The organism is Salmonella sp. A1325 (assembly GCF_056991255.1).
Genome location: NZ_JAMLWO010000019.1, coordinates 1 through 26,140 on the forward strand (window position 1 = coordinate 1; position 26,140 = coordinate 26,140).

The following is a 26,140-nucleotide window of genomic DNA, read 5'->3' on the forward strand; positions in this document are numbered from 1 at the left end:
GCAATGGACGACGGTCTGCGTTTCGCAATCCGTGAAGGCGGCCGTACCGTTGGCGCGGGCGTTGTTGCTAAAGTTCTGGGCTAATTACTCGTTAATTAGTTTTGAATTGAAGAGGGCGCTTCGGCGCCCTTTTTGTTGCCTGCTATTTAGCCGCCGTTATATTTATTCACCCTTTTTAACGCTTCTCCCATGGCGTAAATCGCTTTGTGCTATTGTAATCATAACCATTCTCATTTACACTTTGTGCGGAAATTGAACGGGAGCGATCATGTACGTTTGTTTGTGTAATGGTATAAGCGATAAAAAAATCCGCCAGGCTGTACGACAATTTCATCCACAGTCATTTCAACAGTTGCGTAAATTTATTCCTGTGGGAAATCAATGTGGTAAGTGTATTCGCGCCGCGCGAGAAGTGATGCAGGATGAGTTAACGCAAATGCCGGAATTTAAAGAGATCGCCTGAGTCACACTCTTTTTTTTGACATCCCTGTAGCCCCATCTACGCTCTAGAGAGTGGAAGCGGAGGGACTATAAAATGAAAGGTGATGTTAAAATCATAAATTATCTCAATAAACTATTGGGAAATGAGCTTGTCGCAATTAATCAGTATTTTCTTCATGCCCGTATGTTCAAAAACTGGGGGCTGACCCGGCTTAATGATGTTGAGTACCATGAATCCATTGATGAGATGAAACACGCCGATAAGTATATTGAGCGTATTTTATTTCTGGAAGGCATACCGAACCTACAGGATCTGGGCAAGCTGGGCATCGGTGAAGATGTCGAAGAGATGCTACGATCGGATCTCCGGCTCGAACTGGAAGGCGCAAAAGATCTACGTGAGGCAATAGCCTATGCCGATAGCGTTCATGATTATGTCAGCCGGGATATGATGATTGAAATTCTTGCCGACGAGGAAGGTCACATCGACTGGCTGGAAACTGAGCTGGATTTGATTGCCAAACTTGGTATGCAAAATTATCTGCAATCACAAATTAAGGTTACCGATTAACCGTCTGGAAAGAAAGCTTTCCAACCTGTTATGAAACCCGCCACTGCCAGCCATGGCCCAAAAGGTAGCGGGTTTATTAATGCCGATTTACCTCTCACCAGTAGCGCGACGCCAAACCCGCCACAGGCCAACATGGCGGCAAGGAAAACCAGTAACGGTAGTGTTTCCCAACAATGCCACGCTCCTAAGGCTGCAAGGTACTTGACGTCGCCATATCCAAGCCCCTCTTTCTGATAACGCAGGCGATAGCCCCAGTAAATTAACGCGAATCCGCCATAGCCGGCGATAGCACCCCAAAGCGCATCCGGTAAACGCTCCGGCAGGCAAATCTGGTGATAAAGCAGACCCCCCCACAGTAATGGACAGGTAAACCGGTCAGGCAGCAGTCCGGTACGCGCGTCGTATATGCCAAGTAATAAAGAGAACGACGCATAAAAAATGAGAAAGGGGAGGGCAACAAACATAAGCAAATCCTCGTCAAGGCTTGTGCTCACCTTTATAGATTTATGCGACTGCGACAACGACGTATTGCCAGGTTTGCCTGATGCCTTCCAAAGAAAAGATGCGCGTTGCCATCCCATGCGTACCACCTGGAATCATGCTCGCATAAGAATAAAGCGCTTAATTTCTATCCGACACTTGCGTCAGGCTGAGATTTACGTATAATGCGCGGGCTTGTCGTAATTGACGGCAGGTTCGATTTGAACCTCGAATAGCCGATTTGGCTATTTAACAATGCTCCCAATCGGGGAGCTACGTAAGAACGGTTACACTCTCCCATCAATCGTAATGGGTGTGAGGAGTAATCATTTTCGTTTATAAAATAATTGGAGCTCTGGTCTCATGCAGAACCAAAGAATCCGTATCCGCCTGAAAGCGTTTGATCATCGTCTGATCGATCAATCAACCGCGGAAATCGTCGAGACTGCCAAGCGCACTGGTGCGCAGGTTCGCGGTCCGATCCCGCTGCCGACCCGCAAAGAGCGCTTTACCGTTCTGATCTCTCCGCACGTTAACAAAGATGCGCGCGATCAGTACGAAATTCGCACTCACAAGCGTCTGGTTGACATCGTTGAGCCAACCGAGAAAACCGTTGATGCTCTGATGCGTCTGGACCTGGCTGCCGGTGTAGACGTGCAGATCAGCCTGGGTTAATCAGGTCATCGAGCGATTGAGAGGTTGATACAATGATTGGTTTAGTCGGTAAAAAAGTGGGTATGACCCGCATCTTCACTGAAGATGGCGTCTCTATCCCAGTAACCGTAATCGAAGTTGAAGCAAACCGTGTTACTCAGGTTAAAGACCTGGCTAACGATGGCTACCGCGCTGTTCAGGTTACTACGGGTGCTAAAAAAGCTAACCGTGTCACCAAGCCGGAAGCGGGTCACTTTGCTAAAGCTGGCGTAGAAGCTGGCCGTGGTCTGTGGGAATTCCGTCTGGCTGAAGGCGAAGAATACACCGTAGGTCAGAGCATCAGCGTTGAACTGTTTGCTGACGTTAAAAAAGTTGACGTAACCGGTACCTCTAAAGGTAAAGGTTTCGCTGGTACCGTTAAGCGCTGGAACTTCCGTACCCAGGACGCTACTCACGGTAACTCCTTGTCTCACCGCGTTCCGGGTTCTATCGGTCAGAACCAGACTCCGGGCAAAGTGTTCAAAGGCAAGAAAATGGCAGGTCAGATGGGTAATGAGCGCGTAACCGTTCAGAGCCTTGACGTAGTACGCGTTGACGCTGAGCGCAACCTGCTGCTGGTTAAGGGTGGTGTTCCGGGTGCAACCGGTTGCGACCTGATCGTTAAACCAGCTGTGAAGGCGTAAGGGGATAGCAATGGAATTAGTATTGAAAGACGCGCAGAGCGCGCTGACTGTTTCCGAAACTACCTTCGGTCGTGATTTCAACGAAGCGCTGGTTCACCAGGTTGTTGTTGCTTATGCAGCTGGTGCTCGTCAGGGTACTCGTGCTCAGAAGACTCGTGCTGAAGTAACTGGTTCCGGTAAAAAACCGTGGCGCCAGAAAGGCACTGGCCGTGCGCGTTCAGGTTCTATCAAGAGCCCGATCTGGCGTTCCGGTGGCGTGACCTTCGCTGCTCGTCCGCAGGACCACAGTCAAAAAGTTAACAAGAAGATGTACCGCGGCGCGCTGAAAAGCATCCTGTCCGAACTGGTACGTCAGGATCGTCTGATCGTTGTCGAGAAGTTCTCTGTAGAAGCGCCGAAAACTAAGCTGCTGGCACAGAAACTGAAAGACATGGCTCTGGAAGATGTGCTGATCATCACCGGTGAGCTGGACGAGAACCTGTTCCTGGCCGCACGTAACCTGCACAAGGTTGACGTACGCGATGCGACTGGTATCGACCCGGTTAGCCTGATCGCCTTCGACAAAGTCGTAATGACTGCTGATGCTGTTAAGCAAGTTGAGGAGATGCTGGCATGATTCGTGAAGAACGTCTGCTGAAGGTGCTGCGCGCACCGCACGTTTCTGAAAAAGCGTCTACTGCGATGGAAAAAACCAACACCATCGTTCTCAAAGTTGCTAAAGACGCGACCAAAGCAGAAATCAAAGCTGCTGTGCAGAAACTGTTTGAAGTCGAAGTCGAAGTCGTTAACACCCTAGTAGTTAAAGGGAAAGTTAAACGTCACGGACAGCGTATCGGTCGTCGTAGCGACTGGAAAAAAGCTTACGTCACCCTGAAAGAAGGCCAGAATCTGGACTTCGTCGGCGGCGCTGAGTAAGTCGGAGGAGTAATACAATGGCAGTTGTTAAATGTAAACCGACATCTCCGGGTCGTCGCCACGTCGTTAAAGTGGTCAACCCAGAGCTGCACAAGGGCAAACCTTTTGCTCCGCTGGTTGAAAAAAACAGCAAATCCGGTGGTCGTAACAACAATGGCCGTATCACCACTCGTCATATCGGTGGTGGTCACAAACAGGCTTATCGTATTGTTGACTTCAAACGCAACAAAGACGGTATTCCGGCAGTTGTTGAACGTCTTGAGTACGATCCGAACCGTTCCGCGAACATTGCGCTGGTTCTGTACAAAGACGGCGAACGCCGTTACATCCTGGCCCCGAAAGGCCTGAAAGCTGGCGACCAGATTCAGTCTGGCGTTGATGCTGCAATCAAAGCAGGCAACACCCTGCCGATGCGCAATATCCCGGTTGGTTCTACCGTTCATAACGTAGAAATGAAACCAGGTAAAGGCGGTCAGCTGGCACGTTCCGCTGGTACTTACGTTCAGATCGTTGCTCGCGATGGCGCTTATGTCACCCTGCGTCTGCGTTCTGGTGAAATGCGTAAAGTCGAAGCAGACTGCCGTGCAACCCTGGGCGAAGTTGGCAATGCTGAGCATATGCTGCGCGTTCTGGGTAAAGCAGGTGCTGCACGCTGGCGTGGCGTTCGTCCTACCGTTCGCGGTACTGCGATGAACCCAGTAGACCACCCACATGGTGGTGGTGAAGGTCGTAACTTTGGTAAGCACCCGGTAACTCCGTGGGGCGTTCAGACCAAAGGTAAGAAGACCCGCAGCAACAAGCGTACTGATAAATTCATCGTACGTCGCCGTAGCAAATAATTTTAGAGGATAAGCCATGCCACGTTCTCTCAAGAAAGGTCCTTTTATTGACCTGCACTTGCTGAAGAAGGTAGAGAAAGCGGTGGAAAGCGGAGACAAGAAGCCCCTGCGCACTTGGTCCCGTCGTTCAACGATCTTTCCTAACATGATCGGTTTGACCATCGCTGTCCATAATGGTCGTCAGCACGTTCCGGTATTTGTTTCCGACGAAATGGTCGGTCACAAACTGGGTGAATTCGCACCGACTCGTACTTATCGCGGCCACGCTGCTGATAAAAAAGCGAAGAAGAAATAAGGTAGGAGGAAGAGATGGAAACTATCGCTAAACATCGCCATGCTCGTTCTTCTGCTCAGAAGGTTCGCCTTGTTGCTGACCTGATTCGCGGTAAGAAAGTGTCGCAGGCTCTGGATATTCTGACCTACACCAACAAGAAAGCGGCTGTACTGGTCAAGAAAGTTCTGGAATCTGCCATTGCTAACGCTGAACACAACGATGGCGCTGACATTGACGATCTGAAAGTTACGAAAATTTTCGTAGACGAAGGCCCGAGCATGAAGCGCATTATGCCGCGTGCAAAAGGTCGTGCAGATCGCATCCTGAAGCGCACCAGCCACATCACTGTGGTTGTGTCCGATCGCTGAGACTCTGGAGACTAGCAATGGGTCAGAAAGTACATCCTAATGGTATTCGCCTGGGTATTGTAAAACCATGGAACTCTACCTGGTTTGCGAACACCAAAGAATTCGCTGACAACCTGGACAGCGATTTTAAAGTACGTCAGTACCTGACGAAGGAACTGGCTAAAGCGTCTGTATCTCGTATCGTTATCGAGCGTCCGGCTAAGAGCATCCGTGTGACTATTCACACTGCTCGCCCGGGTATCGTTATCGGTAAAAAAGGTGAAGACGTAGAAAAACTGCGTAAGGTCGTAGCGGATATCGCTGGCGTTCCTGCACAGATCAATATCGCCGAAGTTCGTAAACCTGAACTGGACGCTAAACTGGTTGCTGACAGCATCACTTCTCAGCTGGAACGTCGCGTTATGTTCCGTCGTGCGATGAAGCGTGCTGTACAGAACGCCATGCGTCTGGGCGCTAAAGGTATCAAAGTTGAAGTTAGCGGCCGTCTGGGCGGCGCGGAAATCGCACGTACCGAATGGTACCGCGAAGGTCGCGTACCGCTGCACACTCTGCGTGCTGACATCGACTACAACACCTCTGAAGCGCACACCACTTATGGTGTAATCGGCGTTAAAGTGTGGATCTTCAAAGGCGAGATCCTGGGTGGTATGGCTGCTGTTGAACAACCGGAAAAACCGGCTGCTCAACCGAAAAAGCAGCAGCGTAAAGGCCGTAAATAAGGAGCGTCGCTGATGTTACAACCAAAGCGTACAAAATTCCGTAAAATGCACAAAGGCCGCAACCGTGGTCTGGCTGCAGGCGCGGATGTTAGCTTCGGCAGCTTCGGCCTGAAAGCTGTTGGCCGTGGTCGTCTGACTGCCCGTCAGATCGAAGCAGCACGTCGTGCTATGACCCGTGCAGTTAAGCGTCAAGGTAAGATCTGGATCCGTGTATTCCCGGACAAACCGATCACTGAAAAGCCGCTGGCAGTGCGTATGGGTAAAGGTAAAGGTAACGTGGAGTATTGGGTTGCCTTGATTCAGCCGGGTAAAGTCCTGTATGAAATGGACGGCGTACCGGAAGAGCTGGCCCGTGAAGCATTCAAGCTGGCAGCAGCGAAACTGCCGATTAAAACCACCTTTGTAACTAAGACGGTGATGTAATGAAAGCAAAAGAGCTGCGTGAGAAGAGCGTTGAAGAGCTGAACACCGAGCTACTGAACCTGCTGCGTGAGCAGTTCAACCTGCGTATGCAGGCTGCAAGTGGCCAGCTGCAACAGTCTCACCTGTTGAAGCAAGTGCGTCGTGATGTCGCACGCGTTAAGACTTTACTGACTGAGAAGGCGGGTGCGTAATGACCGATAAAATCCGTACTCTGCAAGGTCGCGTGGTTAGCGACAAAATGGAGAAATCCATTGTTGTTGCTATCGAACGTTTTGTGAAACACCCGATCTACGGTAAATTCATCAAGCGTACGACCAAAATGCACGTACATGACGAGAACAACGAATGCGGTATCGGCGACGTGGTTGAAATCCGCGAATGCCGTCCGCTGTCCAAGACCAAATCCTGGACTCTGGTTCGCGTTGTAGAGAAAGCGGTTCTGTAATACAGTACGCATTCTCAACGAATAAACGGCTCAGCGATGGGCCGTTTATTTTTTCTACCCATATCTGATTTGCGGTGTTATAATGCCGCGCCCTCGATATGGGGTTTTTTTAACGACCTGATTTTCGGGTCTCAGTAGTAGTTGACATTAGCGGAGCACTAAAATGATCCAAGAACAGACTATGCTGAACGTCGCCGACAACTCCGGTGCACGTCGCGTAATGTGTATCAAGGTTCTGGGTGGCTCGCACCGTCGCTACGCAGGCGTAGGCGACATCATTAAGATCACCATCAAAGAAGCGATTCCGCGTGGTAAGGTCAAAAAAGGTGATGTGCTGAAGGCGGTAGTGGTGCGCACCAAGAAGGGTGTTCGTCGCCCGGACGGTTCTGTCATTCGCTTCGATGGTAATGCATGCGTTATTTTAAACAATAACAGCGAGCAGCCTATCGGTACGCGTATTTTTGGGCCGGTAACTCGTGAACTTCGTAACGAGAAGTTCATGAAAATTATCTCTCTGGCACCAGAAGTACTCTAAGGAGCGAATCATGGCAGCGAAAATCCGTCGTGATGACGAAGTTATCGTGTTAACCGGTAAAGATAAAGGTAAACGCGGTAAAGTTAAGAATGTCCTGTCTTCCGGCAAGGTCATTGTTGAAGGTATCAACCTGGTTAAGAAACACCAGAAGCCGGTTCCGGCTCTGAACCAACCGGGCGGCATCGTTGAAAAAGAAGCTGCAATTCAGGTTTCTAACGTTGCAATCTTCAATGCGGCAACCGGCAAGGCTGACCGTGTAGGCTTTAGATTCGAAGACGGCAAAAAAGTCCGTTTCTTCAAGTCTAACAGCGAAACTATCAAGTAATTTGGAGTAGTACGATGGCGAAACTGCATGATTACTACAAAGACGAAGTAGTTAACAAACTCATGACTGAGTTTAACTACAATTCTGTCATGCAAGTCCCTCGGGTCGAGAAGATCACCCTGAACATGGGTGTTGGTGAAGCGATCGCTGACAAGAAACTGCTGGATAACGCAGCAGCAGACCTGACAGCAATCTCCGGTCAAAAACCGTTGATCACCAAAGCACGCAAATCTGTTGCAGGCTTCAAAATCCGTCAGGGCTATCCGATCGGCTGTAAAGTAACTCTGCGTGGCGAACGCATGTGGGAGTTCTTTGAGCGCCTGATCACTATTGCTGTTCCTCGTATCCGTGACTTCCGTGGCTTGTCCGCTAAGTCATTCGACGGTCGTGGTAACTACAGCATGGGTGTCCGTGAGCAGATCATCTTCCCAGAAATCGACTACGATAAAGTCGACCGCGTTCGTGGTTTGGATATTACCATTACCACTACTGCGAAATCTGACGAAGAAGGCCGTGCTCTGCTGGCTGCCTTTGACTTCCCGTTCCGCAAGTAAGGTAGGGTTACTAAATGGCTAAGCAATCAATGAAAGCACGCGAAGTAAAACGCGTAGCTTTAGCTGATAAATACTTCGCGAAACGCGCTGAACTGAAAGCGATCATCTCTGATGTGAACGCAACCGACGAAGATCGTTGGAATGCGGTTCTTAAGCTGCAGACTCTGCCGCGTGATTCCAGCCCGTCACGTCAGCGTAACCGCTGCCGTCAAACTGGTCGTCCGCACGCTTTCCTGCGGAAGTTCGGGTTGAGCCGTATTAAGGTCCGTGAAGCCGCTATGCGCGGTGAAATTCCGGGTCTGAAAAAGGCTAGCTGGTAATTGTCACCAATTGAATCACGGGAGTAAAGACAGATGAGCATGCAAGATCCGATCGCGGATATGCTGACCCGTATCCGTAACGGTCAGGCCGCGAACAAAGCTGCGGTCACCATGCCTTCCTCCAAGCTGAAAGTGGCAATTGCCAACGTGCTGAAGGAAGAAGGTTTTATTGAAGATTTTAAAGTTGAAGGCGACACCAAGCCGGAACTGGAACTGACTCTTAAGTATTTCCAGGGTAAAGCTGTTGTAGAAAGCATTCAGCGTGTCAGCCGCCCAGGCCTGCGCATCTACAAACGTAAAGATGAGCTGCCGAAAGTTATGGCCGGTCTGGGTATCGCAGTTGTTTCTACCTCTAAAGGTGTTATGACTGATCGTGCAGCGCGCCAGGCTGGTCTTGGTGGCGAAATTATCTGCTACGTAGCCTAATCGGAGGAAAAAATGTCTCGTGTTGCTAAAGCACCGGTCGTTGTTCCTGCCGGCGTTGATGTCAAAATCAACGGTCAGGTTATTACGATCAAAGGTAAAAACGGCGAGCTGACTCGTACTCTCAACGATGCTGTTGAAGTTAAACATGCAGATAATGCACTGACCTTCGGTCCGCGTGATGGTTACGCAGACGGTTGGGCACAGGCTGGTACCGCGCGTGCCCTGCTGAACTCAATGGTTATCGGTGTTACCGAAGGCTTCACTAAGAAGCTGCAGCTGGTTGGTGTAGGTTATCGTGCAGCGGTTAAAGGGAATGTAGTAAACCTGTCTTTAGGTTTCTCTCACCCGGTTGACCATCAGCTGCCGGCAGGTATTACTGCTGAATGTCCGACTCAAACTGAAATCGTGCTGAAAGGCGCTGATAAGCAGGTGATCGGCCAGGTTGCAGCAGATCTGCGCGCCTACCGTCGTCCTGAGCCTTACAAAGGCAAGGGTGTTCGTTACGCCGACGAAGTCGTGCGTACCAAAGAGGCTAAGAAGAAGTAAGGTAACACTATGGATAAGAAATCTGCTCGTATCCGTCGTGCGACCCGCGCACGCCGCAAGCTCAAAGAGCTGGGCGCAACTCGCCTGGTGGTACATCGTACCCCGCGTCATATTTACGCACAGGTAATTGCACCGAACGGTTCTGAAGTTCTGGTAGCTGCTTCTACTGTAGAAAAAGCTATCGCTGAACAACTGAAGTACACCGGTAACAAAGACGCGGCTGCAGCTGTGGGTAAAGCTGTCGCTGAACGCGCTCTGGAAAAAGGCATCAAAGATGTGTCCTTTGACCGTTCCGGGTTCCAATATCATGGTCGTGTCCAGGCACTGGCAGATGCTGCCCGTGAAGCTGGCCTTCAGTTCTAAGGTAGAGGTGTAAGATGGCTCACATCGAAAAACAAGCTGGCGAACTGCAGGAAAAGCTGATCGCGGTAAACCGCGTATCTAAAACCGTTAAAGGTGGTCGTATTTTCTCCTTCACAGCTCTGACTGTAGTAGGCGATGGTAACGGTCGCGTAGGTTTTGGTTACGGTAAAGCGCGTGAAGTTCCAGCAGCGATCCAGAAAGCGATGGAAAAAGCCCGTCGCAATATGATTAACGTCGCGCTGAACAACGGCACCCTGCAGCACCCGGTTAAAGGTGTTCACACGGGGTCTCGTGTATTCATGCAGCCAGCTTCCGAAGGTACCGGTATCATCGCCGGTGGTGCAATGCGCGCCGTTCTGGAAGTTGCTGGGGTTCATAACGTTCTGGCTAAAGCATACGGTTCCACCAACCCGATCAACGTGGTTCGTGCAACTATTGATGGCCTGGAAAATATGAATTCTCCAGAAATGGTCGCTGCCAAGCGTGGTAAATCCGTTGAAGAAATTCTGGGGAAATAAACCATGGCAAAGACTATTAAAATTACTCAAACCCGCAGTGCAATCGGTCGTCTGCCGAAACACAAGGCAACGCTGCTTGGCCTGGGTCTGCGTCGTATTGGCCACACCGTAGAGCGCGAGGATACTCCTGCTGTTCGTGGTATGGTCAACGCGGTTTCCTTCATGGTTAAAGTTGAGGAGTAAGAGATGCGTTTAAATACTCTGTCTCCGGCCGAAGGCTCCAAAAAGGCGGGTAAACGCCTGGGTCGTGGTATCGGTTCTGGCCTCGGTAAAACCGGTGGTCGTGGTCACAAAGGTCAGAAGTCTCGTTCTGGCGGTGGCGTACGTCGCGGTTTCGAGGGTGGTCAGATGCCTCTGTACCGTCGTCTGCCGAAATTCGGCTTCACTTCTCGCAAAGCAGCGATTACAGCCGAAGTTCGTCTGTCTGACCTGGCGAAAGTAGAAGGCGGCGTTGTAGACCTGAACACGCTGAAAGCGGCAAACATTATCGGTATCCAGATCGAGTTCGCGAAAGTGATCCTGGCTGGCGAAGTCACTACTCCGGTAACTGTTCGTGGCCTGCGTGTTACTAAAGGCGCTCGTGCTGCTATCGAAGCTGCTGGCGGTAAAATCGAGGAATAAGTAGCAGATGGCTAAACAACCGGGATTAGATTTTCAAAGTGCCAAAGGTGGCTTAGGTGAGCTGAAACGCAGACTGCTGTTTGTTATCGGCGCGCTGATTGTGTTCCGTATTGGCTCTTTTATTCCGATCCCTGGTATTGATGCCGCTGTACTTGCCAAACTGCTTGAGCAACAGCGAGGCACCATCATTGAAATGTTTAACATGTTCTCTGGTGGTGCTCTCAGCCGTGCTTCTATCTTTGCCCTGGGGATCATGCCGTATATTTCGGCGTCGATCATTATCCAGCTGTTGACGGTGGTTCATCCAACGCTGGCAGAAATTAAGAAAGAAGGGGAGTCTGGTCGTCGTAAGATCAGCCAGTACACCCGTTACGGTACTCTGGTGCTGGCGATATTCCAGTCGATCGGTATTGCTACCGGTTTGCCGAATATGCCTGGTATGCAGGGCCTGGTGATGAATCCAGGCTTTGCATTCTATTTCACCGCTGTTGTAAGTCTGGTTACAGGAACCATGTTCCTGATGTGGCTCGGCGAACAGATTACTGAGCGCGGTATCGGTAACGGTATCTCAATCATCATCTTCGCTGGTATCGTTGCGGGACTCCCGCCAGCCATTGCCCATACTATCGAGCAAGCGCGTCAAGGCGACCTGCACTTCCTCGTGTTGCTGTTGGTTGCAGTATTAGTATTTGCAGTGACGTTCTTTGTAGTATTCGTTGAACGTGGTCAACGCCGTATTGTGGTAAACTACGCCAAACGTCAGCAAGGTCGTCGTGTCTATGCTGCACAGAGCACACATTTACCGCTGAAAGTGAATATGGCGGGGGTAATCCCGGCAATCTTCGCTTCCAGTATTATTCTGTTCCCGGCGACCATCGCGTCATGGTTCGGGGGCGGTACTGGTTGGAACTGGCTGACAACAATTTCGCTGTATTTGCAGCCTGGGCAACCGCTTTATGTGTTACTCTATGCGTCTGCAATCATCTTCTTCTGTTTCTTCTACACGGCGTTGGTTTTCAACCCGCGTGAAACAGCAGATAACCTGAAGAAGTCCGGTGCATTTGTACCAGGAATTCGTCCGGGAGAGCAAACGGCGAAGTATATCGATAAAGTAATGACCCGCCTGACCCTGGTTGGTGCGCTGTATATTACCTTTATCTGCCTGATCCCGGAGTTCATGCGTGATGCAATGAAAGTGCCGTTCTACTTCGGTGGGACCTCACTGCTTATCGTTGTTGTCGTGATTATGGACTTTATGGCTCAAGTGCAAACTCTGATGATGTCCAGTCAGTATGAGTCTGCATTGAAGAAGGCGAACCTGAAAGGCTACGGCCGTTAATTGGTCGCCTGAGAAGTTACGGAGAGTAAAAATGAAAGTTCGTGCTTCCGTCAAGAAATTATGCCGTAACTGCAAAATCGTTAAGCGTGATGGTGTCATCCGTGTGATTTGCAGTGCCGAGCCGAAGCATAAACAGCGCCAAGGCTGATTTTTTCGCATATTTTTCTTGCAAAGTTGGGTTGAGCTGGCTAGATTAGCCAGCCAATCTTTTGTATGTCTGTACGTTTCCATTTGAGTATCCTGAAAACGGGCTTTTCAGCATGGTACGTACATATTAAATAGTAGGAGTGCATAGTGGCCCGTATAGCAGGCATTAACATTCCTGATCAGAAACACGCCGTGATCGCGTTAACTTCGATCTACGGTGTCGGCAAGACCCGTTCTAAAGCCATCCTGGCTGCAGCGGGTATCGCTGAAAATGTTAAGATCAGTGAGCTGTCTGAAGAACAAATCGACACGCTGCGTGACGAAGTTGCCAAATTTGTCGTTGAAGGTGATCTGCGCCGTGAAATCAGCATGAGCATCAAGCGCCTGATGGATCTTGGTTGCTATCGCGGTTTGCGTCATCGTCGTGGTCTCCCGGTTCGCGGTCAGCGTACCAAGACCAACGCTCGTACCCGTAAGGGTCCGCGCAAACCGATCAAGAAATAATCGGGGTGATTGAATAATGGCAAAGGCACCAGTTCGCGCACGTAAACGTGTAAGAAAACAAGTCTCTGACGGCGTGGCTCATATCCATGCTTCTTTCAACAACACCATCGTGACTATTACCGATCGTCAGGGTAATGCGCTGGGTTGGGCAACAGCCGGTGGTTCCGGTTTCCGTGGTTCTCGCAAATCCACTCCGTTTGCAGCTCAGGTTGCAGCAGAGCGTTGCGCTGACGCCGTGAAAGAATACGGCATCAAGAATCTGGAAGTTATGGTTAAAGGTCCGGGTCCAGGCCGCGAATCTACTATTCGTGCTCTGAACGCCGCTGGTTTCCGCATCACTAATATTACTGATGTGACTCCGATCCCTCATAACGGTTGTCGTCCGCCGAAAAAACGTCGCGTATAACGCTTCGTTTTCCAGGTTAGTTGGAGAAAGAAAATGGCAAGATATTTGGGTCCTAAGCTCAAGCTGAGCCGTCGTGAGGGCACCGACTTATTCCTTAAGTCTGGCGTTCGCGCGATCGATACCAAGTGTAAAATTGAACAAGCTCCTGGCCAGCACGGTGCGCGTAAGCCGCGTCTGTCTGACTATGGTGTGCAGTTGCGTGAAAAGCAAAAAGTTCGCCGCATTTACGGTGTGCTGGAGCGTCAGTTCCGTAACTACTACAAAGAAGCAGCACGTCTGAAAGGCAACACCGGTGAAAACCTGTTGGCTCTGCTGGAAGGTCGTCTGGACAACGTTGTATACCGTATGGGCTTCGGCGCCACTCGTGCAGAAGCACGTCAGCTGGTTAGCCATAAAGCAATTATGGTAAACGGTCGTGTTGTTAACATCGCTTCTTATCAGGTTAGTCCGAATGACGTTGTTAGCATTCGTGAGAAAGCGAAGAAGCAGTCTCGCGTGAAAGCCGCTCTGGAGCTGGCTGAGCAGCGTGAAAAGCCAACCTGGCTGGAAGTTGATGCTAGCAAGATGGAAGGTACGTACAAGCGTAAGCCTGAGCGTTCTGATCTGTCTGCGGACATTAACGAACACCTGATCGTCGAGCTTTACTCCAAGTAAAGCTTAGTACCAAAGAGAGGACACAATGCAGGGTTCTGTGACAGAGTTTCTAAAACCGCGCCTGGTAGATATCGAGCAAGTGAGTTCGACGCACGCCAAGGTGACCCTTGAGCCTTTAGAGCGTGGCTTCGGCCATACTCTGGGTAACGCACTGCGCCGTATTCTGCTCTCATCGATGCCGGGTTGCGCGGTGACCGAGGTTGAGATTGATGGTGTACTACATGAGTACAGCACCAAAGAAGGCGTTCAGGAAGACATCCTGGAAATCCTGCTCAACCTGAAAGGGCTGGCGGTGAGAGTTCAGGGTAAAGATGAAGTTATTCTTACCTTGAATAAATCTGGCATTGGCCCTGTGACTGCAGCCGATATCACCCATGATGGGGATGTCGAAATCGTCAAGCCGCAGCACGTGATCTGCCACCTGACCGATGAAAACGCGTCTATTAGTATGCGTATCAAAGTTCAGCGCGGTCGTGGTTATGTGCCGGCTTCTACCCGAATTCATTCGGAAGAAGATGAGCGCCCAATCGGCCGTCTGCTGGTCGACGCCTGCTACAGCCCTGTAGAGCGTATTGCCTACAATGTTGAAGCAGCGCGTGTAGAACAGCGTACCGACCTGGACAAGCTGGTCATCGAAATGGAAACCAACGGCACAATCGATCCTGAAGAGGCGATTCGTCGTGCGGCAACCATCCTGGCTGAACAACTGGAAGCTTTCGTTGATTTACGTGATGTACGTCAACCGGAAGTGAAAGAAGAGAAACCAGAATTCGATCCGATCCTGCTGCGCCCTGTTGACGATCTGGAATTGACTGTCCGCTCTGCTAACTGCCTCAAGGCAGAAGCTATCCACTATATCGGTGATCTGGTACAGCGTACCGAGGTTGAGCTTCTTAAGACGCCTAACCTGGGTAAAAAATCTCTTACCGAGATTAAAGACGTGCTGGCTTCCCGTGGACTGTCTCTGGGTATGCGCCTGGAAAACTGGCCACCGGCAAGCATCGCTGACGAGTAACCGGATCACAGGTTAAGGTTTTACTGAGAAGGATAAGGTCATGCGCCATCGTAAGAGTGGTCGTCAACTGAACCGCAACAGCAGCCATCGCCAGGCTATGTTCCGCAACATGGCAGGTTCACTGGTTCGTCATGAAATCATCAAGACGACCCTGCCTAAAGCGAAAGAGCTGCGTCGCGTAGTTGAGCCGCTGATTACTCTTGCCAAGACTGATAGCGTTGCTAATCGTCGTCTGGCATTCGCCCGTACTCGTGATAACGAGATCGTGGCAAAACTGTTTAACGAGCTGGGCCCGCGTTTCGCGAGCCGCGCCGGTGGTTACACTCGCATTCTGAAGTGTGGCTTCCGTGCAGGCGACAACGCGCCGATGGCATACATCGAGCTGGTTGATCGTTCAGAGAAAACAGAAGCTGCTGCAGAGTAATCTGTAGTAACGTAAAAAAACCCGCTTCGGCGGGTTTTTTTATACCCTCCTGAACCCCACATATCTACAATAATTGTATTCTTTTCGTTCAATCCCTGGAGCGACGTATGTGGTTACTTGACCAGTGGGCAGAGCGTCATATTATCGAGGCACAGAGTAAAGGCGAGTTTGATAATCTGCCTGGCCGCGGCGAGCCGCTTATTCTGGATGATGATTCTCATGTGCCGGCGGAACTTCGTGCGGGTTATCGCTTACTCAAGAATGCGGGCTGTCTTCCCCCTGAACTGGAGCAGCGCAGAGATGCTATTCAGTTACTTGATATCCTCAACAGTATCCGGGAAGATGACCCTCGATACCATCAGGTTAGTCGCCAGCTCTCGCTGCTTGAACTAAAACTTCGGCAGGCTGGGTTGAGTACCGACTTTTTACACGGTGAGTATGCAGAAAAACTGCTGCATAAAATCAACGATAATTAACGGAGCTTGTATGTATCGCATTGGTGAGCTGGCAAAGCTGGCAGACGTAACGCCTGATACCATTCGCTACTATGAAAAACAGCAGATGATGGATCATGAGGTACGTACTGAAGGTGGATTTCGCCTGTATACCGAAAACGATCTGCAGCGTCTCAAGTTTATTCGTTATGCGCGGCAGTTGGGTTTCACGCTTGAGTCGATCCGTGAACTTTTATCGATCCGAATTGATCCTGAGCACCATACCTGTCAGGAGTCAAAAAGTATTGTGCAAGAGCGATTGCAGGAGGTTGAAGCCAGGATTGCGGAACTGCAAACGATGCAGCGTTCGTTACAAAGGCTTAATGATGCTTGTTGCGGAACGGCCCACAGTAGCGTCTATTGTTCCATTCTGGAAGCCCTGGAGCAGGGGGCCAGTGGGGCGAAATCAGGATGTTGATTTATTGAACCGGCAGGGCTACACTCGCGCCGTTAATTTATACAATCGGGAGACATTATGAGTCGTTATCAACATAAGAAAGGGCAGATAAAGGACAATGCCATTGAGGCATTACTGCACGATCCCCTTTTCAGGCAACGCGTTGAAAAAAATAAGAAAGGCAAAGGAAGTTATCTGCGTAAAGGTAAACACGGTAATCGAGGGAACTGGGAGGCCAGTGGCAAGAAAGTAAGTGACTTTTTTACCACTGGCCTTCTGCTTATTAAGAACGGTTATTTTGTTCTTTCAGCAGATCGCGGATTTCGCCCAATAACACTTCCTCTTTAGAAGGCGCTGGCGGAGCTGCCGGCTCTTCTGCTTTTTTACGGTTGAGTCTGTTGATAAGCTTAATGGCAACAAAGATAGCAAAGGCCACAATCACAAAATCAAATACGTTCTGGATAAACACGCCGTAATGCATGACGACCGCCGGAATATCTCCCTGCGCTTCGCGTAACGTAAAAGCAAATTGTTTAAAGTCGATCCCGCCGATTAACAATCCCAACGGCGGCATAATGATATCGGCAACCAGTGAAGAAACAATCTTACCGAATGCCGCGCCAATAATGACACCCACTGCCAAATCCACAACATTCCCGCGCATCGCGAATTCGCGAAATTCTTTAATAAAACTCATTTTTATTCTCCCTATGCAGCTGACGTTATAAGTTTAACAAATGCTAAGGCATTTTCCATTTACGGCTTCTGTTTAGCGAAATAAATTAAACCTTGATAAATAAATGGAATTAAAAAGGGCGCTGAATGAGCGCCCCTTAAATTAGAGGAAGAAAGGACTTGGCTGGAACAGACGTTCGACGTCGGTAATAAACTTTTTATCGGTCAAAAACATAATGACGTGATCGCCTTGTTCAATGCGCAAATTGTCATTAGCAATCATGACATCATTACCGCGAACGACCGCGCCAATAATGGTGCCTGGCGGCAGTTTAATTTCGTCAATGACGCGGCCAACCACGCGGGAAGTGCTTTCATCGCCGTGCGCGACGGCTTCGATGGCTTCGGCAACCCCGCGACGTAGTGAGGAAACGCCGACGATATCTGCTTTACGCACATGGCTCAGTAATGCAGAGATGGTGGCCTGCTGCGGAGAAATCGCAATATCTATAACGCTACCCTGCACAAGATCGACATAAGCTCGACGCTGAATCAGCACCATCACTTTTTTGGCACCCATCCGCTTAGCCAACATCGCGGACATGATATTGGCTTCATCATCGTTAGTGACCGCGATAAAGAGATCGACCTGATCAATATGCTCCTCCGCCAGCAATTCCTGATCGGAAGCGTCGCCAAAAAAGACGATCGTGTTTTGCAGTTTCTCAGCCAGTTCTGCGGCGCGTTGTTGATCGCGTTCGATCAATTTAACGCTATAGTCTTTTTCCAGACGCCTTGCCAGCCCGGCGCCGATATTGCCGCCGCCCACCAGCATGATGCGCTTGTAGGGTTTTTCCAGACGCTGTAATTCGCTCATTACTGCACGGATATGCTGTGAAGCCGCAATAAAGAAGACTTCATCCCCTGCTTCCACGATAGTCGAGCCCTGAGGACGGATTGGTCTGTCATGGCGGAAAATTGCGGCAACGCGGGTATCGATATGCGGCATATGCTCTCGCATTGTCGAGAGCGCGTTACCTATTAGTGGACCGCCATAGTAGGCTTTTACTACTGCCAGACTGACTTTCCCTTCGGCAAAGTTTACAACCTGTAATGCTCCTGGATACTCGATCAGACGATAAATATTATCGATAACCAACTGCTCCGGCGCGATCAGATGATCAATCGGAACCGCTTCAGAATGAAAGAGTTTATCCGCATCGCGAACATAGTCCGGGGAGCGAATGCGGGCGATACGGTTTGGAGTGTTGAAGAGTGAATAGGCTACCTGACAGGCAACCATATTAGTTTCATCTGAACTGGTGACAGCGACCAGCATATCCGCATCGTCAGCGCCCGCTTCGCGCAACACGCGGGGATGCGAACCATGCCCCTGAACTACGCGTAGATCGAACTTATCTTGCAAACTGCGTAACCGTTCGCCGTTGGTATCAACCACCGTGATGTCGTTGTTTTCGCCGACCAGGTTTTCCGCCAGTGTTCCGCCAACTTGCCCTGCGCCCAGTATGATAATTTTCATCAGTCGTGGCCCGTTATCTCATCACTTCTTGATTAGCTTAGCGTAAAAGAACCCATCACCTTCTTCGCCGCCCGGCAGATTCTGCTGTCCTGGCTGATCAGGTGTTCCCGTTTCGCTGAGCGCGGCATCGGGAGTGCGTTGCAAAAAGGCTTTGATCTGATCGCGGTTTTCTTCCGGCAGTACGGAACAGGTGGCGTAAACCAGCGTCCCGCCGGGCTTCAGGCGCGGCCAGACGGCATCAAGAATCTCCGCCTGTAATTGCGCCAGTTCCGCGATATCGCGATCGCGACGCAGCCATTTGATATCTGGATGACGGCGAATGACGCCGGTTGCGGAGCAGGGCGCATCCAGCAGAATACGGTCAAACTGCTGCTCGCCGCACCATTGGGCGGGATAACGTCCATCCCCTTGTTTAACTGTCGCTTTCATCCCAAGACGCTTTAGGTTGTCGTAAACGCGGGAGAGCCGTTGTTCATCAATATCAACCGCCAACACATCTGCTTCGGGGGCCACTTCGAGAATATGCGTGGTTTTACCGCCGGGCGCGGCGCACAAGTCTAAAATGTGCTCACCGTTCTGAGGAGCGAGAAAAACCGCACATCCCTGCGCAGAGGCATCCTGGACAGTTACCCAACCCTCAGCAAAACCGGGTAAAGCATGTACCGGAGCTGGCGTTTCCAGACGTACAGCGTCGGGATAATCGGGATGCGGATATCCCTTCATGCCTGCGTCTTCAAGTAAGCCAAGCCAACCGTCGCGGGTGTGGTGTGTACGATTTACACGTAGCCACATCGGTGGACGCTGGTTATTCGCTTCAATAATGCGTTGCCACTGTGTGGGGTAGGCATTTTGCAAACGCTTTACCAGCCAACCGGGATGTAAAAAGCGCGCATCGCTGGTCGCAAACTCATTAAGCAACGTTTCCTGCTGGCGCTGGAACTGGCGCAGGACGCCGTTAATTAACCCTTTCAACTGCGGACGTTTGATGGCGACCGCGCCTTCAACGGTTTCAGCCAGCGCCGCATGGGGAGGGACGCGGGTGTACAGCAACTGATAAAAGCCAACCATAATTAAGTAATGCACTGTACGCTGCTTGCCGGTCATTGGACGAGACATCAGCTTATTGATCAGCCATTCCAGCTGTGAAAGGGTGCGCAGGACGCCAAAGCACAGCTCCTGAAGTAGCGCTTTGTCTTTATCGGCGACTTTTTGTTGCAGCGGCGGGAGCACATTACTTAATGATTGTCCCTGCTCGACGACCTGTTCAACGGCCTGTGCCGCCAGACTACGTAAATTGTTTTGTTTTTTCATATGTATAAAATAAAAATGCCCGGTAACACCGGGCGTATAAAGACGTGACCGTCAGGCAAGACGGTTACCAGGAATAAACCATTCCCTGCGTGAATTTAACAGATCCTGGGCGCTCATCGCTTTTTTGCCGGCAGGCTGAAGCGAAAGCAAATTTAATATCCCCTTGCCTGTTGCAACCTGAATGCCCTGTTTCGTCGCGGCCAGAATGGTTCCCGGCAGCGACTGCGTGGCGTCCTCTATGACGGATGCCTGCCAGACTTTTACCGGCTGGCCGTCGATTTCCAGCCAGCTCATTGGCCACGGATTAAAGGCGCGAATGCAACGCTCCAGCTGTGCTGCGGAGAGAGACCAGTCGATACGCGCTTCTTCTTTACTGAGCTTTTCCGCATGAGTGACCAGCGCTTCATTCTGCGCTTCAGGCGTCGCTGTGCCGTCCGCCAGTTGTTTTAGTGTGGTAATTAACCCCTGCGGGCCAAGTTCAGCCAACTTATTATACAGTGAGCCACTGGTATCTTCTGCGGTAATCGGGCACGCAAGTTTATACAGCATGTCGCCGGTATCCAGCCCTACATCCATCTGCATAATTGTGACGCCGGTTTCCGCATCGCCTGCCCAGAGTGAGCGCTGAATAGGCGCCGCGCCGCGCCAGCGTGGAAGCAGCGAACCGTGAACGTTGATACATCCGAGACGGGGCATATCCAGCACTGCCTTTGGGAGAATCAGACCATATGCTACGACAACCATGACGTCGGCATGTAAGTCAGCAACCAGATGCTGGTTTTCCTGAGGACGAAGCGACACGGGCTGGAAAACGGGCAGGCCTTTTTCTTCCGCCAGCACTTTTACCGGGCTGGGCATCAACTTTTTGCCGCGACCTGCTGGACGATCGGGTTGGGTAAATACGCCGACAACGTTATGTCCAGAAGTTAACAGCGCGTCGAGATGACGCGCTGCAAAGTCAGGTGTACCCGCAAAAATAATACGTAGTGAATCTGACACGTTGGTTCTTGTCCTTTAAGCCCGGGCGTTCAGGCGGTCGAGTTTTTCTACTTTCTGACGAATACGTTGTTGTTTCAGCGGCGACAAATAATCGATAAACAGTTTACCGACCAGGTGATCCATCTCATGCTGAATGCAGATTGCCAGCAAACCATCCGCTTCAAGCTCAAACGGGTTGCCGTCGCGATCCAGCGCGCGGATTTTCACTTTCTCGGCGCGCGGCACTAAAGCGCGCTGTTCCGGAATCGACAGACAGCCTTCTTCTATACCCGTTTCGCCACTTTTCTCCAGCAATTCCGGGTTAATGAGTACCAGGCGCTCGTCGCGGTTTTCCGAAACGTCAATCACGATGATCCGCTGGTGGATATCGACCTGCGTTGCGGCCAGACCGATACCTTCTTCCGCGTACATCGTTTCGAACATATCATCGACGATACGCTGAATTTCTGCATTCACTTCTTCAACCGGCTTTGCGACTTTGCGAAGGCGCTCGTCCGGAATATGTAACACTTGCAAAACTGACATAATTATCCAGAGTTGTGTTCAGGAGTTGAAAAGATTATTACCTCTATTCTAGACAAATCCCCACCTGATTGACAGCATCAGTGACCAATCGCAAAGATTGTTCAGACTGCTTGTGGCAGGGGAGGGAAAGGATGGCCCGTACCGAAATTTGGTTACGTTTAATGTACGTCGGCGACCTTTATGGCGAGGCGATGTTGAACATGGCGAATTCGCTTATTCGCCAGCCTCAGATAAATCGCACGCACCTTCAGGAAGCTGGTCTTACCGCGCGGCAAGCTGAACGTTTTTTACAGCTTCCAGCAGGTGTGCTTGATGAGACATTACGCTGGCTTGAACTACCGCAGCACCATTTTCTGTGTGCGGATAGTGAAATTTATCCTCCCCAGCTGCGTGCTATTGACGATTATCCCGGCGCTATTTTTATTGACGGCGATCCTGCCTGTCTGCATACCTGCCAACTTGCCGTCGTAGGAAGCCGGAGCCACTCCTGGTATGGAGAACGCTGGGGACGTCTGCTTTGCGAAAGCCTTGCGAAAAGCGGTTTGACGATCACCAGCGGCCTTGCCCGGGGAATTGATGGCGTAGCACACAACGCCGCGGTGAGTATGGGGGGAAAAAGTGTAGCGGTGTTAGGGAATGGTTTGGCAAAGATTTATCCTCGCCGACATGCCGTGCTGGCTGAAAACTTGATTGCCACTGGCGGCGCAGTGGTCTCAGAATTTCCGCTTTCAACGCCTCCGCTACCGCAAAATTTTCCTCGTAGAAACCGTATCATCAGCGGACTGAGCAAAGGCGTGCTGGTGATTGAGGCGGCGTTGCGCAGCGGTTCGTTGGTGACGGCGCGCTGCGCGCTTGAACAGGGGCGGGACGTTTTTGCATTACCAGGCCCAATCGGTAGTCCGGGAAGCGAAGGCACACACTGGTTAATTAAACAAGGGGCCACGCTTGTGACGACGCCGGAGGATATTCTGGAAAATTTGCAATACGGCTTACACTGGTTGCCAACTACGGCGGAAAATTCACTTTATTCACTAAATCAGGATGAGGCAGCATTGCCATTTCCTGAGCTCCTGGCTAACGTAGGAGATGAGGTAACACCTGTTGACGTCGTCGCTGAACGTGCCGGCCAACCTGTGCCAGCGGTAGTGGCTCAGCTACTCGAACTGGAGTTAGCAGGATGGATCGCAGCTGTACCCGGCGGCTATGTCCGATTAAGGAGGGCAAGCCATGTTCGACGTACTAATGTATTTGTTTGAAACATACATCCATAACGAAGCCGAGCTGCGCGTGGATCAGGACAGACTGGAGCGTGATCTCACCGACGCCGGGTTTGATCGCGAAGACATCTACAATGCGCTGCTGTGGCTGGAAAAACTCGCTGACTATCAGGATGGCCTCGCGGAACCCATGCAACTTGCTTCCGACCCTCTTTCAATGCGCATTTATACGGTTGAAGAGTGTGAAAGGCTTGATGCCAGTTGCCGGGGGTTCCTGTTATTCCTTGAGCAGATTCAGGTGCTAAACCTCGAAACACGAGAAATGGTGATTGAGCGTGTGCTGGCGCTGGATACCGCAGAGTTTGACCTGGAAGACTTGAAATGGGTTATTTTGATGGTGTTATTCAACATTCCGGGCTGTGAAAACGCCTATCAGCAAATGGAAGAATTACTCTTTGAGGTAAATGAAGGTATGCTGCATTGATAGGTGTTAATGCTGCATGAGTGAATATGGCTAAATCAGCACTGTTTTCGGTGCGTAAAAATGAGCCCTGCCCGCAGTGCGGGGCCGAACTGGTAATTCGCTCCGGGAAACATGGTCCGTTTCTCGGCTGTTCTCGCTATCCGGAATGCGATTATGTTCGTCCGCTGAAAAGTCAGGCGGACGGACATATCGTTAAAATTCTGGAGGGGCAACTGTGTCCTGAGTGTGGCGCCGTACTGGTGCTGCGTCAGGGGCGCTTTGGCATGTTCATCGGATGCAGTCAGTATCCGCAATGTGAACATACAGTGGTTATTGATAAACCGGATGAAACGGCGATTGCCTGTCCAGCCTGCCAGCAAGGACATTTGGTCCAGCGCCGTTCTCGTTACGGTAAAATCTTTCATTCCTGCGATCGCTACCCGGAATGTCAGTTCGTCATTAACTTCACACCGGTTGCGGGGGAATGCCCCGAGTGCCATTATCCGCTACTCATCGAAAAGAAAACGAAGCGCTTTTGCGCCAGTAAACAATGTGGAAAGCCGGTTCCGGTGGAATAAACAAGTGAATAATAACCTGCCAACAGGATCTATCGCCGCGGCGGTAGATCTCCTGAATAAAGAAAATGTCATCGCTTATCCAACAGAAGCCGTTTTCGGCGTCGGCTGCGATCCCGATAGTGAAACAGCCGTTACGCGCCTGCTGGCGTTAAAACAACGGCCCGTCGATAAGGGACTCATTTTGATTGCCGCCAGCTTTGAGCAGTTAAAACCTTATATTGATGACAGCATACTTACCGCCGCACAGCGTAAAGCGGTATTTGATTGCTGGCCCGGGCCGGTAACGTTTGTTTTTCCTGCGCCCGCGACAACGCCGCGGTGGCTCACGGGACGTTTTGATTCCCTGGCCGTTCGTGTTACCAACCACCCGCTGGTGGTCGCGCTATGCAATGCGTATGGCAAACCGCTGGTTTCCACCAGCGCCAATCTGAGCGGATTACCGCCATGCCGTACCGTTGAAGAGGTGCGTGCGCAATTTGGTGATGATTTTCCGGTGGTTGAAGGCGCAACGGGTGGGCGTCTAAATCCTTCAGAAATTCGCGATGCTCTGACGGGCGAACTGTTTCGACAGGGGTAATATGATGGAAACCTATGCTGTTTTTGGAAATCCGATTGCTCACAGCAAATCGCCATTTATTCATCAGCAGTTTGCTCAGCAGCTAGATATTGTTCACCCCTATGGTCGCGTGCTGGCCCCTATTAATAATTTCATTAATACGCTTGATGCCTTTTTCGCGGCAGGGGGAAAAGGCGCAAACATCACAGTACCTTTTAAAGAGGAGGCGTTTGCGCGATCGGATGAGTTAACGGAACGAGCATCGCTGGCGGGAGCAGTCAATACATTAAAACGGCTGGAAGATGGTCGTTTGCTTGGCGACAATACTGACGGTATCGGTTTATTAAGCGATCTCAAACGTTTAAATTTTATCCGCCCAGGATGGCGTATTTTGCTGATTGGCGCGGGCGGCGCATCCCGGGGCGTGCTGTTACCTCTGCTTTCTTTGGATTGCGCGGTCACTATCACTAACCGTACAGCTTCACGTGCCGAAGCGTTGGCGAAAATCTTTGCTCATACCGGCAGCGTTCATGCCACGGATATGGACAAGCTGGATGGTTGTGAGTTTGACCTGATTATTAATGCGACCTCCAGCGGCATACGGGGCGAAATCCCGGCGATTCCGGCGTCACTTATTCACCCTTCCCTCTGTTGCTATGACATGTTCTATCAAAAAGGGAATACGCCATTTCTCTCCTGGTGTGTACAACAGGGCGCAAAACGCTACGCAGATGGGCTGGGAATGCTGGTGGGGCAGGCTGCACATGCCGTTTTGCTTTGGCACGGTGTATTACCGCAGGTCGAGCCAGTGATTGAGCTGCTACAGCAGGAATTATTAGCGTGAACCAGGCCATACAATTTCCTGACCGCGAAGAATGGGATACTGCCGCCAGCGCTGTCATCTTTCCCGCCCTGGTTAATGGGATGCAACTCACGTGTGCAATAAAAAAAGATGTACTGGCGTATCGCTTTGGTGGAGAAACAGCGGAGCAATGGCTGGCCATTTTTCGTGAGTATCGCTGGGACCTGGAAGAAGAGGCTGAAGCATTAATCCTGGCCCAGCAGGAAGACGATCACGGTTGGATATGGTTATCCTGAGAAAGATAGTCGTCTTTCCATTTTACATAGTTATTGGCGGAGTACTGCAGGCCCGATCTCTCAGCATCGCTCAGGGGGCGGATCTGTTTTACCGGACTGCCAAGATATAAATAGCCACTTTCCAGCCGTTTGTGCTGCGGCACCAGGCTTCCCGCGCCAATCATTACGTCATCTTCTATTATCGCGCCATCCAGCACAATGGAGCCCATACCGACCAGTACGCGTTTACCGATGGTACAGCCGTGCAGCATAACTTTATGGCCAACGGTAACATCTTCGCCAATGATTAATGGGTTGCCGTGTGGATTGGATGGAGACTTGTGGGTTACGTGAAGAACGCTGCCATCCTGAATGTTCGTACGAGCCCCTATCGCAACGTAATTCACATCGCCGCGAATCACCACAAGCGGCCAGATCCCGACATCATCCGCCAGACGGACATCGCCAATAACCACGCTGCTGGTATCGATCATCACGCGCTGACCGATTTCAGGAAAAAGATCCTTATAAGGACGTAATGTGTCAGACATGTCTACCTCATCATAAATGAATAGTCATGAAGACTTTGGTTGCTTTAACGGCGTTGTGCAAGGGGAGATAGCATCAAAAAATCGCCACTTTGCGCAGGAATGGAGCGAAAGGGATGAAAAATCAACAAACAGAAAAAAAGATCCAAAAAACGCTTGTGCAAAAAAATGGGATCCCTATAATGCGCCTCCATCGACACGGCGGATGTGAATCACTTCACACAAACAGCCGGTCGGTTGAAGAGAAAAAT

46 protein-coding genes and 1 pseudogene are annotated in these 26,140 nt (G+C 50.7%); 40 read left to right on the forward strand and 7 right to left on the reverse strand.

Translation table 11 applies throughout. The features are described from left to right. The 3 genes from NAZ64_RS21740 to bfr all read left to right on the forward strand — a co-directional run. Positions 1 to 84, forward strand: an 84-nt coding sequence (locus tag NAZ64_RS21740; RefSeq protein WP_000740160.1) for an EF-Tu C-terminal domain-related protein, incomplete at its 5' end; no start/stop codon positions are given. A gap of 184 nt (positions 85 to 268) precedes the next feature. After that, positions 269 to 463, forward strand: coding sequence for a bacterioferritin-associated ferredoxin (bfd, locus tag NAZ64_RS21745; RefSeq protein ID WP_000289082.1), 195 nt, complete (start codon positions 269 to 271; stop codon positions 461 to 463). Between the two features lie 72 nt (positions 464 to 535). Next, positions 536 to 1,012 carry a bacterioferritin gene (bfr, locus tag NAZ64_RS21750; protein WP_000675530.1) on the forward strand — a complete coding sequence of 159 codons (477 nt, stop codon included), beginning with the start codon at positions 536 to 538 and terminating at the stop codon, positions 1,010 to 1,012. On the opposite strand, the gene hopD is transcribed toward bfr, so the two are convergent. Further along, on the reverse strand, positions 1,009 to 1,476 hold the full coding sequence (gene hopD, locus NAZ64_RS21755) for a prepilin peptidase (protein WP_000495847.1): 468 nt from the start codon (positions 1,474 to 1,476) through the stop codon (positions 1,009 to 1,011). The genes bfr and hopD overlap by 4 nt on opposite strands. Positions 1,477 to 1,855: 379 nt before the next feature. Here hopD and rpsJ point away from each other — a divergent pair, with 379 nt between their 5' ends. From rpsJ to NAZ64_RS21910, 31 genes and pseudogenes are all read left to right on the forward strand, one after another. Further along, positions 1,856 to 2,167, forward strand: a complete 312-nt coding sequence (rpsJ, locus tag NAZ64_RS21760) for a 30S ribosomal protein S10 (RefSeq protein ID WP_001181005.1) — start codon at positions 1,856 to 1,858, stop codon at positions 2,165 to 2,167. Positions 2,168 to 2,199: 32 nt separating this feature from the next. Then, the gene (gene rplC / locus NAZ64_RS21765) at positions 2,200 to 2,829 is read left to right on the forward strand and encodes a 50S ribosomal protein L3 (RefSeq protein WP_000579838.1); all 630 of its coding nucleotides are present in this window, start codon (positions 2,200 to 2,202) and stop codon (positions 2,827 to 2,829) included. Positions 2,830 to 2,839: 10 nt separating this feature from the next. Then, positions 2,840 to 3,445 (forward strand): 50S ribosomal protein L4, encoded by a 606-nt coding sequence (rplD, locus tag NAZ64_RS21770; protein ID WP_000424395.1) that lies wholly within the window; start codon positions 2,840 to 2,842, stop codon positions 3,443 to 3,445. Continuing rightward, positions 3,442 to 3,744: a 50S ribosomal protein L23 gene (rplW, locus tag NAZ64_RS21775; protein WP_000617546.1), complete on the forward strand. Its 303-nt coding sequence runs from the start codon at positions 3,442 to 3,444 to the stop codon at positions 3,742 to 3,744. Before rplD ends, rplW begins: the two co-directional genes overlap by 4 nt. 17 nt (positions 3,745 to 3,761) lie before the next feature. Beyond that, positions 3,762 to 4,583, forward strand: coding sequence for a 50S ribosomal protein L2 (gene rplB, locus NAZ64_RS21780; RefSeq protein ID WP_000301869.1), 822 nt, complete (start codon positions 3,762 to 3,764; stop codon positions 4,581 to 4,583). A 16-nt stretch (positions 4,584 to 4,599) separates the two neighbouring features. Beyond that, positions 4,600 to 4,878 carry a 30S ribosomal protein S19 gene (rpsS, locus tag NAZ64_RS21785; protein ID WP_001138115.1) on the forward strand — a complete coding sequence of 93 codons (279 nt, stop codon included), beginning with the start codon at positions 4,600 to 4,602 and terminating at the stop codon, positions 4,876 to 4,878. Positions 4,879 to 4,892: 14 nt separating this feature from the next. Then, on the forward strand, positions 4,893 to 5,225 hold the full coding sequence (gene rplV / locus NAZ64_RS21790) for a 50S ribosomal protein L22 (RefSeq protein WP_000447529.1): 333 nt from the start codon (positions 4,893 to 4,895) through the stop codon (positions 5,223 to 5,225). 17 nt (positions 5,226 to 5,242) lie between these two features. Continuing rightward, positions 5,243 to 5,944 carry a 30S ribosomal protein S3 gene (rpsC, locus tag NAZ64_RS21795; RefSeq protein WP_000529945.1) on the forward strand — a complete coding sequence of 234 codons (702 nt, stop codon included), beginning with the start codon at positions 5,243 to 5,245 and terminating at the stop codon, positions 5,942 to 5,944. A 12-nt stretch (positions 5,945 to 5,956) separates the two neighbouring features. After that, positions 5,957 to 6,367: a 50S ribosomal protein L16 gene (gene rplP / locus NAZ64_RS21800; RefSeq protein ID WP_000941208.1), complete on the forward strand. Its 411-nt coding sequence runs from the start codon at positions 5,957 to 5,959 to the stop codon at positions 6,365 to 6,367. Next, the gene (gene rpmC / locus NAZ64_RS21805) at positions 6,367 to 6,558 is read left to right on the forward strand and encodes a 50S ribosomal protein L29 (RefSeq protein WP_000644742.1); all 192 of its coding nucleotides are present in this window, start codon (positions 6,367 to 6,369) and stop codon (positions 6,556 to 6,558) included. The genes rplP and rpmC overlap by 1 nt, the downstream gene beginning before the upstream one ends. Then, positions 6,558 to 6,812, forward strand: a complete 255-nt coding sequence (gene rpsQ, locus NAZ64_RS21810) for a 30S ribosomal protein S17 (RefSeq protein WP_000130101.1) — start codon at positions 6,558 to 6,560, stop codon at positions 6,810 to 6,812. Before rpmC ends, rpsQ begins: the two co-directional genes overlap by 1 nt. Before the next feature lie 163 nt (positions 6,813 to 6,975). Then, a complete protein-coding gene (gene rplN, locus NAZ64_RS21815) occupies positions 6,976 to 7,347 on the forward strand; it encodes a 50S ribosomal protein L14 (protein ID WP_000613954.1) in 372 nt (123 codons plus the stop codon). A gap of 10 nt (positions 7,348 to 7,357) precedes the next feature. Further along, on the forward strand, positions 7,358 to 7,672 hold the full coding sequence (rplX, locus tag NAZ64_RS21820) for a 50S ribosomal protein L24 (protein WP_000729185.1): 315 nt from the start codon (positions 7,358 to 7,360) through the stop codon (positions 7,670 to 7,672). A gap of 14 nt (positions 7,673 to 7,686) precedes the next feature. Next, positions 7,687 to 8,226, forward strand: a complete 540-nt coding sequence (rplE, locus tag NAZ64_RS21825) for a 50S ribosomal protein L5 (protein ID WP_001096206.1) — start codon at positions 7,687 to 7,689, stop codon at positions 8,224 to 8,226. 14 nt (positions 8,227 to 8,240) lie between these two features. Then, complete coding sequence (rpsN, locus tag NAZ64_RS21830; RefSeq protein ID WP_001118932.1) at positions 8,241 to 8,546, forward strand: 30S ribosomal protein S14; 306 nt, start codon at positions 8,241 to 8,243, stop codon at positions 8,544 to 8,546. A 33-nt stretch (positions 8,547 to 8,579) separates the two neighbouring features. Then, positions 8,580 to 8,972, forward strand: coding sequence for a 30S ribosomal protein S8 (rpsH, locus tag NAZ64_RS21835; RefSeq protein WP_000062611.1), 393 nt, complete (start codon positions 8,580 to 8,582; stop codon positions 8,970 to 8,972). A gap of 12 nt (positions 8,973 to 8,984) precedes the next feature. Next, the gene (gene rplF, locus NAZ64_RS21840) at positions 8,985 to 9,518 is read left to right on the forward strand and encodes a 50S ribosomal protein L6 (RefSeq protein WP_000091939.1); all 534 of its coding nucleotides are present in this window, start codon (positions 8,985 to 8,987) and stop codon (positions 9,516 to 9,518) included. Between the two features lie 9 nt (positions 9,519 to 9,527). Continuing rightward, positions 9,528 to 9,881 (forward strand): 50S ribosomal protein L18, encoded by a 354-nt coding sequence (gene rplR / locus NAZ64_RS21845; protein WP_000358956.1) that lies wholly within the window; start codon positions 9,528 to 9,530, stop codon positions 9,879 to 9,881. Between the two features lie 14 nt (positions 9,882 to 9,895). Then, positions 9,896 to 10,399, forward strand: a complete 504-nt coding sequence (gene rpsE / locus NAZ64_RS21850; protein ID WP_000940121.1) for a 30S ribosomal protein S5 — start codon at positions 9,896 to 9,898, stop codon at positions 10,397 to 10,399. 3 nt (positions 10,400 to 10,402) lie between these two features. After that, on the forward strand, positions 10,403 to 10,582 hold the full coding sequence (gene rpmD / locus NAZ64_RS21855; protein ID WP_001140434.1) for a 50S ribosomal protein L30: 180 nt from the start codon (positions 10,403 to 10,405) through the stop codon (positions 10,580 to 10,582). A gap of 3 nt (positions 10,583 to 10,585) precedes the next feature. Then, positions 10,586 to 11,020: a 50S ribosomal protein L15 gene (rplO, locus tag NAZ64_RS21860; RefSeq protein ID WP_001238917.1), complete on the forward strand. Its 435-nt coding sequence runs from the start codon at positions 10,586 to 10,588 to the stop codon at positions 11,018 to 11,020. 7 nt (positions 11,021 to 11,027) lie between these two features. Beyond that, complete coding sequence (secY, locus tag NAZ64_RS21865; RefSeq protein ID WP_001118864.1) at positions 11,028 to 12,359, forward strand: preprotein translocase subunit SecY; 1,332 nt, start codon at positions 11,028 to 11,030, stop codon at positions 12,357 to 12,359. Between the two features lie 31 nt (positions 12,360 to 12,390). Next, a complete protein-coding gene (gene rpmJ, locus NAZ64_RS21870) occupies positions 12,391 to 12,507 on the forward strand; it encodes a 50S ribosomal protein L36 (RefSeq protein WP_000868187.1) in 117 nt (38 codons plus the stop codon). Positions 12,508 to 12,653: 146 nt separating this feature from the next. After that, positions 12,654 to 13,010, forward strand: coding sequence for a 30S ribosomal protein S13 (gene rpsM / locus NAZ64_RS21875; RefSeq protein WP_000090780.1), 357 nt, complete (start codon positions 12,654 to 12,656; stop codon positions 13,008 to 13,010). 16 nt (positions 13,011 to 13,026) lie between these two features. After that, positions 13,027 to 13,416, forward strand: coding sequence for a 30S ribosomal protein S11 (rpsK, locus tag NAZ64_RS21880; protein WP_001029758.1), 390 nt, complete (start codon positions 13,027 to 13,029; stop codon positions 13,414 to 13,416). 33 nt (positions 13,417 to 13,449) lie between these two features. After that, on the forward strand, positions 13,450 to 14,070 hold the full coding sequence (rpsD, locus tag NAZ64_RS21885; protein ID WP_220569602.1) for a 30S ribosomal protein S4: 621 nt from the start codon (positions 13,450 to 13,452) through the stop codon (positions 14,068 to 14,070). A 25-nt stretch (positions 14,071 to 14,095) separates the two neighbouring features. Beyond that, entirely contained in the window at positions 14,096 to 15,085 is a 990-nt protein-coding gene (locus NAZ64_RS21890) for a DNA-directed RNA polymerase subunit alpha (protein WP_001162094.1), read from the forward strand. Positions 15,086 to 15,125: 40 nt separating this feature from the next. Further along, the gene (gene rplQ, locus NAZ64_RS21895) at positions 15,126 to 15,509 is read left to right on the forward strand and encodes a 50S ribosomal protein L17 (protein ID WP_001216370.1); all 384 of its coding nucleotides are present in this window, start codon (positions 15,126 to 15,128) and stop codon (positions 15,507 to 15,509) included. 107 nt (positions 15,510 to 15,616) lie between these two features. Continuing rightward, positions 15,617 to 15,985, forward strand: a complete 369-nt coding sequence (locus NAZ64_RS21900) for a DnaJ family domain-containing protein (RefSeq protein ID WP_058331624.1) — start codon at positions 15,617 to 15,619, stop codon at positions 15,983 to 15,985. A gap of 10 nt (positions 15,986 to 15,995) precedes the next feature. Beyond that, positions 15,996 to 16,421 (forward strand): Zn(2+)-responsive transcriptional regulator, encoded by a 426-nt coding sequence (gene zntR, locus NAZ64_RS21905; RefSeq protein WP_000285588.1) that lies wholly within the window; start codon positions 15,996 to 15,998, stop codon positions 16,419 to 16,421. Between the two features lie 57 nt (positions 16,422 to 16,478). Beyond that, positions 16,479 to 16,682, forward strand: a pseudogene (locus NAZ64_RS21910) (alternative ribosome-rescue factor A); the annotation flags it as partial. A gap of 1 nt (position 16,683) precedes the next feature. On the opposite strand, the gene mscL reads toward NAZ64_RS21910, so the two are convergent. The 5 genes from mscL to def form a co-directional block, all read right to left on the reverse strand. Further along, positions 16,684 to 17,097, reverse strand: coding sequence for a large-conductance mechanosensitive channel protein MscL (gene mscL / locus NAZ64_RS21915; protein WP_000008119.1), 414 nt, complete (start codon positions 17,095 to 17,097; stop codon positions 16,684 to 16,686). A gap of 141 nt (positions 17,098 to 17,238) precedes the next feature. After that, entirely contained in the window at positions 17,239 to 18,615 is a 1,377-nt protein-coding gene (gene trkA / locus NAZ64_RS21920; RefSeq protein ID WP_000691374.1) for a Trk system potassium transporter TrkA, read from the reverse strand. A gap of 21 nt (positions 18,616 to 18,636) precedes the next feature. Beyond that, positions 18,637 to 19,926 carry a 16S rRNA (cytosine(967)-C(5))-methyltransferase RsmB gene (rsmB, locus tag NAZ64_RS21925; RefSeq protein WP_076935736.1) on the reverse strand — a complete coding sequence of 430 codons (1,290 nt, stop codon included), beginning with the start codon at positions 19,924 to 19,926 and terminating at the stop codon, positions 18,637 to 18,639. Positions 19,927 to 19,977: 51 nt separating this feature from the next. Then, complete coding sequence (fmt, locus tag NAZ64_RS21930) at positions 19,978 to 20,925, reverse strand: methionyl-tRNA formyltransferase (RefSeq protein WP_001285165.1); 948 nt, start codon at positions 20,923 to 20,925, stop codon at positions 19,978 to 19,980. 15 nt (positions 20,926 to 20,940) lie between these two features. Next, the gene (gene def, locus NAZ64_RS21935; RefSeq protein ID WP_000114987.1) at positions 20,941 to 21,450 is read right to left on the reverse strand and encodes a peptide deformylase; all 510 of its coding nucleotides are present in this window, start codon (positions 21,448 to 21,450) and stop codon (positions 20,941 to 20,943) included. A gap of 131 nt (positions 21,451 to 21,581) precedes the next feature. On the opposite strand from def, the gene dprA reads away from it, so the two are divergent. The 6 genes from dprA to NAZ64_RS21965 are packed head-to-tail and all read left to right on the forward strand — an operon-like array spanning position 21,582 to position 25,362. Beyond that, positions 21,582 to 22,706, forward strand: coding sequence for a DNA-protecting protein DprA (gene dprA / locus NAZ64_RS21940; RefSeq protein WP_000124533.1), 1,125 nt, complete (start codon positions 21,582 to 21,584; stop codon positions 22,704 to 22,706). Next, entirely contained in the window at positions 22,678 to 23,151 is a 474-nt protein-coding gene (gene smg, locus NAZ64_RS21945; protein WP_000460663.1) for a DUF494 family protein Smg, read from the forward strand. The genes dprA and smg overlap by 29 nt, the downstream gene beginning before the upstream one ends. A gap of 26 nt (positions 23,152 to 23,177) precedes the next feature. Further along, positions 23,178 to 23,708, forward strand: a complete 531-nt coding sequence (locus NAZ64_RS21950; RefSeq protein ID WP_115285620.1) for a DNA topoisomerase family protein — start codon at positions 23,178 to 23,180, stop codon at positions 23,706 to 23,708. 4 nt (positions 23,709 to 23,712) lie between these two features. Next, a complete protein-coding gene (tsaC, locus tag NAZ64_RS21955; RefSeq protein ID WP_001063613.1) occupies positions 23,713 to 24,285 on the forward strand; it encodes an L-threonylcarbamoyladenylate synthase type 1 TsaC in 573 nt (190 codons plus the stop codon). 4 nt (positions 24,286 to 24,289) lie between these two features. Continuing rightward, positions 24,290 to 25,108, forward strand: coding sequence for a shikimate dehydrogenase (aroE, locus tag NAZ64_RS21960; RefSeq protein ID WP_000451205.1), 819 nt, complete (start codon positions 24,290 to 24,292; stop codon positions 25,106 to 25,108). Continuing rightward, the gene (locus NAZ64_RS21965; RefSeq protein ID WP_001070575.1) at positions 25,105 to 25,362 is read left to right on the forward strand and encodes a DUF1488 family protein; all 258 of its coding nucleotides are present in this window, start codon (positions 25,105 to 25,107) and stop codon (positions 25,360 to 25,362) included. The genes aroE and NAZ64_RS21965 overlap by 4 nt, the downstream gene beginning before the upstream one ends. Here the strand turns inward: NAZ64_RS21965 and NAZ64_RS21970 are convergent. Next, positions 25,338 to 25,892 (reverse strand): gamma carbonic anhydrase family protein, encoded by a 555-nt coding sequence (locus NAZ64_RS21970; protein ID WP_001285632.1) that lies wholly within the window; start codon positions 25,890 to 25,892, stop codon positions 25,338 to 25,340. The two genes, NAZ64_RS21965 and NAZ64_RS21970, sit on opposite strands and share 25 nt — an antisense overlap. Positions 25,893 to 26,140 lie beyond the last annotated feature (248 nt).